General features: G+C 29.0%; 15 protein-coding genes. 1 reads left to right on the plus strand and 14 read right to left on the minus strand.

What is annotated here, in order from left to right; translation table 11 throughout:
* The 5 genes from J3477_RS08905 to J3477_RS08925 form a co-directional block, all read right to left on the minus strand.
* Complete coding sequence (locus J3477_RS08905; RefSeq protein WP_371876582.1) at positions 1–816, minus strand: cyanophycinase; 816 nt, start codon at positions 814–816, stop codon at positions 1–3.
* Positions 817–1139: 323 nt separating this feature from the next.
* The gene (locus tag J3477_RS08910) at positions 1140–2705 is read right to left on the minus strand and encodes a DUF3794 and LysM peptidoglycan-binding domain-containing protein (RefSeq protein ID WP_206869416.1); all 1566 of its coding nucleotides are present in this window, start codon (positions 2703–2705) and stop codon (positions 1140–1142) included.
* A 465-nt stretch (positions 2706–3170) separates the two neighbouring features.
* Entirely contained in the window at positions 3171–3407 is a 237-nt protein-coding gene (locus J3477_RS08915) for a Veg family protein (RefSeq protein ID WP_183278747.1), read from the minus strand.
* Between the two features lie 367 nt (positions 3408–3774).
* Positions 3775–4320: a hypothetical protein gene (locus J3477_RS08920; RefSeq protein ID WP_206869417.1), complete on the minus strand. Its 546-nt coding sequence runs from the start codon at positions 4318–4320 to the stop codon at positions 3775–3777.
* 280 nt (positions 4321–4600) lie between these two features.
* Positions 4601–4798, minus strand: coding sequence for an alpha/beta-type small acid-soluble spore protein (locus tag J3477_RS08925; RefSeq protein ID WP_183278749.1), 198 nt, complete (start codon positions 4796–4798; stop codon positions 4601–4603).
* Between the two features lie 482 nt (positions 4799–5280).
* Here J3477_RS08925 and J3477_RS08930 point away from each other — a divergent pair, with 482 nt between their 5' ends.
* A complete protein-coding gene (locus tag J3477_RS08930) occupies positions 5281–5703 on the plus strand; it encodes a hypothetical protein (RefSeq protein ID WP_206869418.1) in 423 nt (140 codons plus the stop codon).
* A gap of 67 nt (positions 5704–5770) precedes the next feature.
* Here J3477_RS08930 and J3477_RS08935 read toward each other — a convergent pair whose 3' ends face one another.
* The 9 genes from J3477_RS08935 to J3477_RS08970 all read right to left on the minus strand — a co-directional run bounded on the left by J3477_RS08935 (position 5771) and on the right by J3477_RS08970 (position 13743).
* Positions 5771–6028 carry a hypothetical protein gene (locus J3477_RS08935; RefSeq protein ID WP_206869420.1) on the minus strand — a complete coding sequence of 86 codons (258 nt, stop codon included), beginning with the start codon at positions 6026–6028 and terminating at the stop codon, positions 5771–5773.
* Positions 6029–6243: 215 nt separating this feature from the next.
* The gene (locus tag J3477_RS08940; protein WP_206869422.1) at positions 6244–6732 is read right to left on the minus strand and encodes a flavodoxin family protein; all 489 of its coding nucleotides are present in this window, start codon (positions 6730–6732) and stop codon (positions 6244–6246) included.
* 19 nt (positions 6733–6751) lie between these two features.
* Positions 6752–7267, minus strand: a complete 516-nt coding sequence (locus J3477_RS08945) for a hypothetical protein (RefSeq protein ID WP_206869425.1) — start codon at positions 7265–7267, stop codon at positions 6752–6754.
* Positions 7268–7770: 503 nt separating this feature from the next.
* Positions 7771–9018, minus strand: coding sequence for a sensor histidine kinase (locus tag J3477_RS08950; protein ID WP_206869427.1), 1248 nt, complete (start codon positions 9016–9018; stop codon positions 7771–7773).
* Positions 9019–9030: 12 nt separating this feature from the next.
* Positions 9031–9732 carry a response regulator transcription factor gene (locus J3477_RS08955; RefSeq protein ID WP_206869428.1) on the minus strand — a complete coding sequence of 234 codons (702 nt, stop codon included), beginning with the start codon at positions 9730–9732 and terminating at the stop codon, positions 9031–9033.
* A gap of 37 nt (positions 9733–9769) precedes the next feature.
* Positions 9770–9901: a hypothetical protein gene (locus J3477_RS26285; protein WP_284691987.1), complete on the minus strand. Its 132-nt coding sequence runs from the start codon at positions 9899–9901 to the stop codon at positions 9770–9772.
* A gap of 207 nt (positions 9902–10108) precedes the next feature.
* Complete coding sequence (locus tag J3477_RS08960; RefSeq protein ID WP_206869430.1) at positions 10109–10492, minus strand: hypothetical protein; 384 nt, start codon at positions 10490–10492, stop codon at positions 10109–10111.
* 20 nt (positions 10493–10512) lie between these two features.
* Positions 10513–13032 carry an ABC transporter permease gene (locus J3477_RS08965; protein WP_206869432.1) on the minus strand — a complete coding sequence of 840 codons (2520 nt, stop codon included), beginning with the start codon at positions 13030–13032 and terminating at the stop codon, positions 10513–10515.
* A gap of 24 nt (positions 13033–13056) precedes the next feature.
* Positions 13057–13743, minus strand: a complete 687-nt coding sequence (locus J3477_RS08970; protein ID WP_206869434.1) for an ABC transporter ATP-binding protein — start codon at positions 13741–13743, stop codon at positions 13057–13059.
* Between the last annotated feature and the right edge of the window lie 155 nt (positions 13744–13898).

Raw genomic sequence — 13898 nt, forward strand, 5'->3', positions numbered from 1 at the left:
TTAATTACTTTCCTCCTCAAAAGGTGCCTTACTAACTAGATCAAATCTATGTCCTTTAGCAAGAACATGCATTTTTACATTAAAAATACTAAGCAAATCATCTTGATGCTGCTCAGAAACATTTGTATATGTTATTTCGCTTCCATCCAAAATATACACAGCACCTGAACCTATAACTTTAAGGTGATCATCCCTACGTATAACTATAGCTGTATCCTCATCAATACCTATTCCTAAAGCTTGAGGATTTTGCGCTACTCCAGCTAAAAGTCTCCCTATTCTTCCTCGCTGAGAAAAATGCTGATCTACTATTATATTTTTCACAAGTCCAAGACCTGGAGACATTTTTAACGTACATTTTCTAGGAGATTCTTCGTCATCACCAGTCACAATCATGGTGTCACTCATAACAGATGCTCCTGCTGAAGTCCCAACCATATAGCAACCTCTTTCAGAAGCACTAATTATCTCCTGATATATTGGCGTTCCTCCAATTATACTTGTTATTCTTAACTGATCTCCTCCAGTAAAAAATATGATAGAAGCTTCTCTTACTATATTTATATTTTTTTGAAGAGAACAATCATCTCTATGTTTCACATCCAATATCTCTATTTTTTTAACACCTAATTCCGTAAAAACTTTTTTATATTTATCTTTTGCCTCTTCGGGGTTTTCTGTAGCAATAGTAGCCACAGCCAACACATCATTTTCTTTATTTATTTTAGAACATACATATTTCAATATCTCTTTATTTCCCTCTTTATCTTCTGCTCCTCCTATAATGATTAAATTTCCTTCAGATTTTATATTCACAAAAAAATCACCTCTAATCATTCATTTTTTTATTTTAACCATGTTGTTTAGATTTATTCATTTGCCCAGTTGCTTCCACAATAGACATATTAACTATCTTTTTATTTTCATCGTTATAACTTATATATATAAATTATTATTTTATAAGGCAACAGTAATTATATTTTTACCTACCACTATACAAAAAATACTTTCAATTTTTAACACCTGATTTATTTATCAATTAGTACTCAATCAAAAATTTTCGCAGTAAAAAAATGAACTTTTAAGCATACTTTCACTTAAAAGTTCATTTATAAATAAATATTAATAATCTACAAAAACTATATTACAGCCCTTCCAGGAATTATAAGCTTTTGATTTACACAAATCGAGTCTGGTCCTTCTAAATTATTTATCTTTAACAATTCAGCCATTGTAGTATTAAACTTCTTAGCCAAACTCCAAAGAGTATCATGCTTCTGTACAGAGTATATTGTTACAGATGCTTTCTTTCCTGCAACTTCGCCTTCTTTTTCCTCTACCTCTGAAATATATTGTTTTTTGCTCAAAAGGTACACTTTAGCGCTTGCATTTATAACTGCCTTTATAGCAATTGTATGTGCTTCTATAGATGCCTGAATACTTTCTATCCATGCTTTCACTATAGATTTCATATCATCCTTTATATCTTGTATATCTACATTTGTAGTGAACGGAATTTCAGACTTCATATTTGCAACATTATTTTCTGCGTCAGCAGTCTTGTATATTACATTAATATTTACAATACCATCGATAACAACCTTATTATCAACAATTTTGTTTTCTAATGAAACTACTTCTCCTGTGGTACTTAATATTTGTAATGGCTCATTAGAATTTTCTTCCGGCTCTAAATTGTCCTTTATAATAGTCTCATTACTTCCTTGACCATGTAACACAGTCATCTCTACATTATCTTTTTTTAGTTCCATATTTCTAACTGGAGAATATGCATCTTCAATTATTTCTAAATCATCTTTGCTATATACTTTTAATTGTCCACCTAGTAGCACTTCAATATCAAGAGTTCTAGCTTCACCTAAGTCATCTTGACTAATACTGTATTCAGTTCCTGCAACTCTGAATTCACCATCAGTAAGCATAGTTGAAGAAACACTCTCAGCATCTTCTTCCTTTGTTAAAAACAAGTCATCCTCTATAGGAACTAATTCTCTCGAATCTGTAGCTTTATATAATAAATCTAACTTACAGTAACAAGATATTTGAACTCTACCATCTAAAGCCCTTATTTCTTTTTTATGGAGCTGCACATTTATTTTGATGATCTTTCCTATCTGTGGTTTATCCATTCCAATTTGTAAGCTTGCTTTAGTTGATAAATCAAAACCTTTTTCATAAACAAGCTTATCAAATGCTTCAACTTTCTTTTTAACTTCAATATCGCCAGAACCTTCAATATCTTTTACAAATTCAAAGTTATCTTTCTTGTACACAGTGCATTTTGTTGAAAAAATACATTCTAAGCTAACTTTTCTTTCATTTATTATGTTTGAATTAATATGTTCAACTTCACTTTCTGCATCGCATACCATTCTATGTTCAGCGCCAGCAACATCAATATAGTTTGCAAACTTATCGCTATAAGTAATTGTATGGACTCCTAATCCTTCATCTTCTTTAGCTAAATAGATTACATTGTACTCCACTTGACCTTCAACATAAACCCTTTCTTGTACTACTTCCTTATTAGTAATAACAGGTTTAGCCTCTACAGTAAGTATTCTCACCACATCCGGATGGGTATCCGGAATTAAGTATTCACCTTTCAATACTGCATCAGATGAGCTTATACTGAAAAGTCTTTCATATTCGATATTTTCTTTTATCACATCTAATCCTGCCAAATTCATCCCTCCCATAATATACCTACTATAATATATACACTGGAGGATTCAAAATTATGATTAAATATTTATATAAATTTGCTTAATTATTTCTGCAAATTTTGTCGAAATTAAACGAGTTTTTTTTACATTTTAGGTTGACAAGTTAAAAAATATGTCGTATTATAAAAGAGGTTATTGACCATATAACCTCTCATAAATTCTCAATACCCTTTTATACCATAGTTGAAAGATGGAAACCCACCATCTTTCTTTTTTTGTTTTATTTGTAAACGTTTAATTTAATTATAATTTAAAAATAAAATCTTAATTTAATATTTATCTTATATAATACAAAAAAAACTAAAAACCCCGTCGGGATTTAAAGTTTATAGTTATGAATCATATATCACAAAATAAATTAGTTATATAATTGCAACATATTCATACATGTATAACTTCAAATCCACAAAACGGGGTTTTTAATTATCCTTTAAATACAAGCTGTACAGTCTTTGTCAATACATCTGAATAACTATATGTCACAGTCCTTTGGGTGTCAGTTTCTAATCTAATAACAAAAATACTTGGGTACACACTCTCAAGTACACCATTATTAACTAGAACCTTTCTTCGTCCTCCATTAGCTCTAAGTATAACTTTTTCACCAATATGACCTTCTATGTCTTTCCTTATGGAAGATAATGTCTTACTCTTTTCCATATGAACACCCTCTTTCCTATTATATTATACCTCTAAATAACCTAACTGTCAAATTAACCAAATATTTTATCACTATTTGTTTTGTTTTGTCAATGTAAAATTTCTATTAATATTTTATGAATTTTTCACATCTTTCTATAGTTTCTTCATAAAAGTGAATTTTATTCTTTCTATCTATATTTTTCTTTATAAACTGTTGTATTTTTATGTAAACCAACTTTATTTATTGATTTAATTCACGTAAAAGCTTAATAGTTCGGCTATCAATTGCAGCAAAAAATAAAAAGTGCCTTTTTATTATAGACACTTTCTTTTTAACAAAGTATTGCTAATATTTTATTAAGACTGTCATTTACTAAAATATATTTTAATTAAGCTGCATAACCTTTTTATGTTTTAGAACTTTTTCTAGAGCATCATTATAAAAGTATTGACTTAGATTTTGCTTCATAATATCTAAGAAGGCCTCTATTGATGAATTTGAAATATCTATCTTTATCTTTATGTCGTATACCTCCATAATTAATTCTCTTGTTCTATAACTAAATCTAATATCAGTTACTTCATCCCATTTTATAACTTCTGTTGTTTTAAATATATTTATATATTGTATTTCTTTATCAGTTATATTTATATCAACATTTTTCCAATACAACACCATATACGATCCTACACAAAGAAGTATTGTAGACAACAATGTAATAAAAATATTTTCCTTTGCAACATTTATATAGCTACCTAAAAGGGATATTAAAGTAGAAAATGAAATAAGAACAATTCCATAAATACAGTATAGTTTATTTACTCTAATATTCAAGTTATTTGCATTCATATTTTTAACCTCAGAAGAATTTAGATACATTGATATACTCTTTATCAAAGCCCCTATTGATATTAAAGCTATTATTATCACTTCACCCACTCCTTAAAAACATATATATTTATATAATTATTTCTATACACATTGTAAAATTCCTTCCAATATTTTACAAAAGATCTTTTTATTTAAAAATTTCAAAGAACATTAAAATATTTCGTATTAGCAGTGATGAAAACTTTATACTTTCCTATACAGCAATAAAGCAGCTCCAACTAGGAACTGCTTTACTTTTTAGCTTGTAACTATATATCACCAAGATATGTAAATACATTCTTATTCTAATTCTTTATATAGCAAAGCTTATAAAGAATTACTATTTAAGACCATTTTCATAGCTTTCTATAATTTTCTTAACCATGTATCCGCCTACTGAACCATTTTCTCTTGAAGTCAAGTTACCATTGTAGCCTTCAGTTAAGTTAACACCTAGTTCTCTTGCTGTCTCAAACTTAAATTGACTTAATTTATCTTTTGCTTCTGGAACTAAAATTCTATTTCCTCTGCTTGCCATGATAATTTCCTCCTTAACATAATTAATTTTTATTACACTAATATATTGCTCAGAATAAGGATTCTTATTATATATATCTATTGGAAACTAATTTATCTTTATCCATTATTACAAATAACATCTTTATCTTCCATCTAAGTCTTATAGTTAATTTAAATTTAGCCAATGTTTATAAAAAAACAAATCAACCTTTCTAAAAAATGTATAAAAATCTTTTCTTAAATATATCTAATATTTTTATCTCTTAAAAATTTTTCATAAAACTTTAATTAATCTATATGTTTAAATTTCTAAGAACATATTATAAATTCAAACATATATTATACTATAAGGCTTATTTATATGAGGCTTTTAAGCAAGTTTATTAGTGCCGTGTAAATAACTTTCATTTATACGCTGCTATAATGGACAACTATACTACTATTACAACTATTACAACTAATAAACTTCAAACAATATGATAAAATTATGAGGTGTAAATAATGGCATATAGTAATAATGATAAACAAAAGACCCCTTCAGATGTATATGAATTACTTCAAATACTAATACAAAAACAAGAACAATTCGAAGCTCAATTGCAGAAACAACTTCAGGAACAAGCTCAATTACAGAAACAACTTCAAGATCAAAAACAACTTCAAAAACAACTTCAAGATCAAGATCAAAGACAACTTCAGGATCAAGACCAAAAACAACTTCAAGGCCAATCTGACTATGAAACTGATAGCGTTACTTTCGGTGATATAGGTAACAATAGAAATAAAGTAACAGTTAAAGTAGATAATTATGCAATAGCAGTATTAGCTTTAGTATTTTTACGTTTCTCAAAAGGAAACTTGGAAGATGACGATCTTAAAGGCTATCTTGATGCTTTAATCACAAAGAGCAGTTTTTCAGAATAAACAATTTATATTTTCAATAGGTCTAGGGGTTTTCCCTAGACCCTTTATATTCCAATAAATTTCAAAATCAAAACTTAAACAACATCCATTTACAAGTGCACATTTCGTACTTAATCTCATATAATCTTTCATCGCCTGCAATTGAGCTTTGACAAATGAAAATAAGCATATCATTTCCTGCTATTCGTTCCTTATACGATTTAATTATCCTATCAATTTTAATTACATAATCTTTCTCTTCATTAACCTTAAATCTTACAGGATGAGGTTTACCATTTATATCAAACCAAGCTACCATTTCAATACTTTTAGCAACAATCTTCAAAATCTCACCACCACGCACATATGTTCGTATATATTTTATCAAAATACTTTTTTATTATCAATAATTATTATGGATTATTTGTAAATATTATCCTATATCTACAACTCATACAAAATAAATAATAAATATGAACAAGTGCTAAATGGCATCAATGCTACAATAATACAAAATCCCCAACATACCTTATATTTAAAGTAATATTGGGGATTCTTTTTTTATAAATGTTTTTTTATAGCTCTTATCCATTGTTTTGCTTTTAATAAACAATCTTCTTTATCTTTCTTTAAAGGATCTTCGAAGGCGATCTCTCCTACAAAGTCATTTGCTTTTAATTTTTCTTTAAAATCCACAAAAGTCTTTCCTTCTTTTCCTCCACCATGACAGCAAAACAAAGCGATTTTTTTATTTTCAATTTGATACTTTTCTAGAAATGTATTGAACACAGGTGCAAATCTACTTGCCCATACTGGAGTTCCTAGAACGATAAGCTCATATTTATATAAATCTACATTTATTGGTTCAATATCCGGTTTATCCTTAAACATAACCTGCTTTCCACCCCATAAATATTTTCTAAATCCACCTGTAGGTATTTGTTTAACCGGTTTTATTTCAACTATATCTCCGTCTAACTCTTCGCTAATAGTTTCTGCAATAAACTTAGTGTCACCTTCTAGCGAATAAAAAACTACTAAAGCCTTCATTTATAACAACTCCTATAGTCTAATTTTTAAAACTCATACTATATTTCTCAAACCTATCAATATATTCTAACACATATATTCTCTTTTCATCTTCATTGAATAGCAAAATTGCGTAATCATTTTTATTTGGCTTAAAATAGTATAAAGTCTTCTCCCGTACTTGCGGAATATATTTATTAAACTCAACTTTCTCATTATTATTAACTGATAGACAATCTTTAAACTTATCTACAAACTCATTTACTTCATCTTTACTTTCTTTATCAACTAACTTCCACTTACTAAAATCCTTTAGTTTTTTAGCGTTATTTTCATCATATTCTAAAACTGAGTACGCTCTTCCTTCTGCTGGCATCCTCTGTATATCAGACATAATTTTGATTTCATGCTTTGGTTTCGGCACATCTATGCTGAAGTTATTCTTTAGAGTAGATCTTACGCTAGAAAAGTATTGGTATACATTAATAATTTGAAATGAAAAAAAAGCTACCATAATAAATAAGATAACAGAAATACCTTTAGATGGCTTCCTCATATTCCCTCTCCATTTTTATTAATTAAGTAATATACAATTTTATTAACTTTTATAAATTCTCTCATAAACTTTATAAGCACTTTAAAGATAATTTCCTAATTGACCTGTTAAATATAAGTGTGTTTTATTGAAGGTGAGTTATTTCGTAGATATTTTCGAATGAAACTTTTTGCATCTGTAACATTTTAAAAAGCAACTAGATCGGGGTAATCTAGCTGCTATTTATTAGGGGATCAATAACATTAAACGCTCTTTTGTTAATGGCATTTTGCTAACTTATTCATTTCTAAATCCTATGATATTATTATAAACAATAATTATTAATAAATTATATCTTTTGTGATAATAATGTGTTAATTATTATTAACTTTTTAATATAATTTCCATAAAAAATACAAGGTTTTTGTACATAACTACAAACCATATTTTTAATATAAAAATTACTAAAACCATTGTTCAAAAGCTCTATAAAAACTTGTCGTAATACATGGATATGCTGACCTTTATAAATTATAACTATGAAAAGTTAATATGAATCTTGTTCCAACTCCTAATTTACTTTTCGCCTCTATAATACCATTATGTGATTCTATTATTGACTTAGATAAGGCTAATCCAATACCTACTGAATCACTGTTTTTGGAGTTTTTTGCTTTATAAAATCTTTTAAAGATATTGGGTAAATCTTCTTCACTTATCCCTTCACCATTATCATCAATTGTGATTCTTCTATACACTGGATTCTCTTCTAAGCTTATATTAATTGTTCCTCCTTTAGGAGCATGCTCTATGCCATTCTTGACTATATTAATTATAGCTTCTTCTAACCATAATCTATCATGATAGAACAATATATCTCTATCCTCTTTAAAATTTATCATCACTTCAGCTTTATCAGCCTTAGTATCAAGGGCATTTATTGCTTCACTTATGGTCTCATTAAGACTTTGACTTTCTTTATCAAATTCTATGGCTTTAGCATCTAGTTTTGCGAGCTTTAGCATGCTTTGAATAAGCCAATTCATTCTATCTAGCTGATTTTCATTATTTATTAGAAAATTTTGCCTCTGATCTTTAGACAGATCTTTATTTAAAAGTATATCGTTATATACCATCATTGATGAAAGTGGGGTTTTCAATTGATGTGATATATCTGAAAGTAAATCAACCAAGAACTGTTTTTCTTTTTCAAGTTCATTTATATTATTTCTTATAATATCCTTCATTGAATTAAAGGAAACTGCAAGTTTAGAAAAATCTCCTTCTTTGTTTTCATTAATGCTTATATCATACTCTCCTTCAATAACCTTCTTAGCGCCTAGAGTTAATCCTCTTATCCTATTATAAAAAAAGGTATATTGTATATAGTTGAGAGCAAAGAATACAATAGATATCAATAAAAACACCAATATCATAGAATAATCATTCTTTTTAGTGACATTATTCAAGTAAGGAAATAGCTCATTGTCTAAACTTTCAGTAAGCCCGTATTTATTTAAAAGCATCTTCCCCTTTTCCCGTTCCTCATTACTAGTTTCTTTTGTTATAAGAGGAATAATTTCCTTTTCTAATGAAGGCTCCTTATCTATAACTCTAGCTGCTATGCTCCCCACACTCTCTATGTAATCATCTTTTAGATTTTTGTTATATATCTTTATAAAAAATAAAGTTATAAATAAAAATATGATAGTTAATAAAAAAATAATAACTGAGCTTAATTTAAGCTCAGGATTAGAAAAATACTTCTTCATATTAAATTCTCCCTACCCTAAACTAGTAACTTCCTTGTTCCACTTATAGCCAAGGCCTCTCTGGGTAACTATATATTCTGGTTCCTTTGGATTATCCTCAATCTTCTCTCTTATCCTTTTAATATATACAGCTAAAGTATTTTCATCAAAAAAAGCTTCTGACCCTTCTATAAGTTCTTCTAAAATTTTATCTCTCTTCATTAAGTTTCCTGGATTATTTATAAATATTAATAATAACTTATATTCCTGAGCCGTAAGTACTATATCTTTATCATTCTTCACAACTGTTGCACTGGATGTATCTATTACTATATTCCCACTTCTAACTTTATTTCCAAATGACTGATTTTTATTTGACCTTCTAAGAAGAACCTTAACTCTTGATAAAAGCTCTCTCACTCTAAAAGGTTTCGTTATATAATCATCCCCGCCAATTTCTAGTCCTAAAACCACATTTACTTCTTCATCTAACGCAGTTAAAAACATGATTGGAATATCACTTTTTTCTCTTAATTCCTTACAGAGCTCATATCCGCTTCCATCAGGTAAATTCACATCAAGTATTATTAAATCTACATTTTCATCATTAAAAAGTTTTCTACCTTCTTGTAAGGTTGAAGCTCTAAATACTTCATAGCCTTCGTCTTTAAGTGTAAATTCTATACCAAGAGCCAGCGACTGATCATCTTCTACTAACAGAAGTGTACTTGCCATTATATGCACCTCATTAAATAATATTCTTTATATACAATTATATAGAAACACCATAATTCTGCAAATCTTCACTATTATCTTTAAAATTACTGTTAACTACTTCTTTTGCAAAAAACATTAATCCTATACATAGATATACAACCTTAATTATTTCCATAAACTTATTCATAGTAATTTCTCCTTTGTTATGTGCTTTTATTATTTTTAATTACTCTCTTTATCTATGTTTTAATTATATAGTTATCCTATACTTTACTCTATAAATGGGAACTTACAGAAAAGGAGCTTGTCTTACAGATCTGTAAGACAAACTCCCACTACCTTTATTTATAACTTACTATATATTATAAGCACCTACTAATACAAACTCTTTTGCTTATTCTACCTTCACATCTAACTTACCATCATCATCAATTTTATTTATAACTACATTCACTTTTCCTCTATAACCTTTTTCTAAATACCCAACTAGATAATGCTCATAGTAATTGCCTTTACTATCTTTATATGTCAACAATATTTGATCTTCACTCTTAAGCTCACTAGTGTCCACCTTATATTCCCAAAACTTTTTAGGCTCTAACTGTGAAATACTTTGTATTGTACCATTAACTTTATATCTCAATTCTAAGTTATTTACAGTTTTATCTGATTTATTATTAATATCTATTTTATACCTACTACTAAATTTCATAATGTCAATAGCTACTAGGACCAGAACTACAACCATACCTATTAAAATTTTATTTTTCTTATTCATAGATCCTCCTATTTGTATTTCTATTCCTCTCTTATAGCTTCTATTAAATTAGTTTTCTTAATTCTTGAAAGTGGAGAAAGTACAGATAAGTACCCAATTATTAATGCTGCAATAAATGATATAATCATAGCACCAATAGGTATCTTCCATGCAAACTCTCTCACATCTGCAATAGCCTTATACAACAAGTATGACAATCCACAGCCTATTATGGAGCCATATATTGTTCCAGCTACAGCATACAAAATACCTTCCAGCACAATCATCTTTTTAAGTCCTTTTTGAGTAAGTCCTATAGATTTAAGTGCTGCAAATTCTCTCTTTCTTAGAATTATATTTGTAGTTATGGTATTTATTATATTTACTGAACTTATAAGAGAAATTACAGTAATGAATCCATATATCAATATTTGTACCATTAGAGTACTTGCTTTCTCTCTTTTGTTGCCATTTATTTGATTGTATACGTAAAGCGAATTATTAGATTTAGCAAGATTCTCTATTTGTTCCTCTGCAGTTTTATCTGCCTTTATATCTTTAATTTTTATTAATAGAGAGGTTGGTTCAATCTTATCCTTCTCTATAAATTTTTTAGTAAGCGCTTCTGTTGTAATAAACTTTAATCCATTAGCTGTACCACTATTATCAAAAGGATCAGTTGATACTATTCCCATAACCTTAACAGTTACTACTTTTCCTTCTCCAAATTCCTTTGGTTTTACCTCTGCCTCAGATTGGTTTGGAACATTAGCTATTTCATCATACTGTATTGAAATCTTATCTCCAACTTTTATATTTGCTATAGGTCCTAGATATTTTTTCTTAGTTGCTTCATTATATATTTTATCTTTCTTTATTAGGATTACTCCATTTTCCTTCTCTAATTTATCTTTATCAATACTTCCTTCAACTAAGTACTTTTTAGATGCTTCTAAAGATTTATCATCAAACGGCTGAACTGAGGAAGTTACTAGGGTTTGTTCCTTACCATTATAACTTAGGCTTTTATATACATTATCAATATTCTTTACTTCCTTTAATTCCTTGCTGCTATCGATTGCTGCTTTAAAATAATAATATCTATAATTTTTATAAACGTCCTTTACAGAGTTTAGTTTCTTTACCTCTTCAGTCATAGAACTTAGACTAATATTAGTTTTATTTTCATCGTAATCATTATTATAGATTGTGAAATGCATATCTCTTGATTCATTAGGCTCATTGGTTACAGTAAGCGTCATATCCATAAAGGAACTAAAGGTTATAAAAAGCACTATACTTATAACTATAGAAAATACTGTTATTCTATATCTTTTTCTATTTCTCTTTATATTCTTTGCAGCCATAGCTCCTTCAAAACCAAAAAGTTTTTTAATTATTCTATTTTCACTCTTCTTTATCTTTGCTTTTGTTATTGAATTTCTACTGCTTATAGCTAAAAGTGGAGATATTCTTCCCGCAAATATAGCCGGCAATAACGCGGATAGATAAACAGATACAATACCAACTATGAAACTAACTATTAGAATAATTGGGCTTATTACTAGCTTCGTAGCTACTACAGAGTCACTACCTATCATTTTGAATACAAAAGATAGTATAGTTATAGCTATCAGTCCAAATATCAACCCAATCGGTACCGCTATGAAAGCAAGTATAGTGGCTTCCTTAAGCACTATAAATCTTATCTGCTTAGGGGTAGTTCCAACGGCTCTTAAAAGACCAAATTCCTTCATTCTTTCAACAACACTAATTTGAAAAGAGTTATATATAACTGCTACCGTACAAACTACTACAATAGAAACTATTATGACTATAGCTGACAATAATCCTCCCATACCATCATTTTTTGTACCAGCACCTTCAAGTCTCAAGACTGGTCCATTTTCTGAAACCTTTTTCTCGTCTCCTATCTTTGTTAACTCATTTACTGCTTTTCTAAGATTTGTACCTGATTTAACTTGCACTAAAAGTATTGAATCTTCTTTAGATAAATTATCATTCTTTGTAATTATTCTTGCTTTATTTCCGTCTTGAGTAGAAGCGCTATCTTCAAGTATTCCTACAAGCGTATACTCTTTATCGCCAAGATTTACTTTGTCGCCAACTTTTATCGACTTTGATATATAGCTAATAGCCCATCTCTCAACAACAACTTCTTGCTCGTTTTTAGGCATTCTTCCTTCCTTAACTTTAAACGGAAGTAAATCTAATGCCTTATTTGTAGTTACTAATTTATTTGCAATTATATTGTCATTTAATTTTATCTCTTCATCTACTTTATAATATCCATACTTGCCCACCTTAGGATTGTTCACAACCTGTTCAAAAACCTTGTCTGTTACATCTTTATACATGACATGGAAAGACCCATAGTTATCTCTCGCATTGTCTAGTTCAACCTGTTGCATTCCTTTAAAAAACAACCCAATTGTTGAGATTAATGCCACCGACAAAACTATCCCTATTATGGTCAGTAAAGCTCTCTTTTTATTAGCTTTTAGGTATCGGTTAGTTATTTCTTTATAGCTACTTATCATGACTTTCCCCCCTTTCTTCTACTATTATTTGCTTTTCAAAGTTTTATCTGAAACTATCATTCCATCTTCAATAGTAATAACTCTATCAGCCATAGTTGCTATATTTACATCATGAGTTATAAGTATCAAAGTCTGGTTATATTTTCTCGCAGTGAATCTTAAAAGTTCTATAACCTCTTTAGAATTTCTACTATCAAGATTTCCTGTAGGTTCATCTGCTAGTATTATTGAAGGTTTATTTAAAAGAGCTCTTCCAATAGACACTCTTTGCTGCTGACCTCCAGAAAGCTCTGAAGGCAAGTGCCCTCTTCTATCTGTTAGTCCCAAAATCTCAACAATTTCAGCTAAATAATTCTTATCAACCTTTTCATTATCTAAAAGTGCTGGCAGGGAAATATTTTCTTCTACATCAAGCACAGGTATTAAGTTGAAGAACTGAAATATAAATCCTATCTTTCTCCTCCTAAATATAGCTAGCTTTTCTTCTTTATAGTCATATATACTTTCTCCATCAATCACTACTCTTCCACTAGTTGGTATATCTAAACCGCCTAGAAGATGTAACAATGTACTCTTTCCTGAGCCTGAAGCCCCTACTATTGCTACAAACTCACCTTTATTAATAGATAAACTTACATTCTTTAAAGCATCTACCCTGTTATCCCCTTTTCCATAGGTTTTATTTAAACTTTCAACCTTCAATATTTCCATTTAAAAATCTCTCCCTTAACTTTTTATAAATCAATATCTCTTATCATGTTCTAATTATATCCATTATTAGTTTTCTGCTCTATATCAGTACGCTTACAAAATAGTTCTCTGTCTTACAAAACTGTAAGACAAAAGTTTTTGTATTATCTAATCCT

The organism is Clostridium zeae, from assembly GCF_017312485.1.
Classification (GTDB): domain Bacteria; phylum Bacillota; class Clostridia; order Clostridiales; family Clostridiaceae; genus Clostridium_AR; species Clostridium_AR zeae.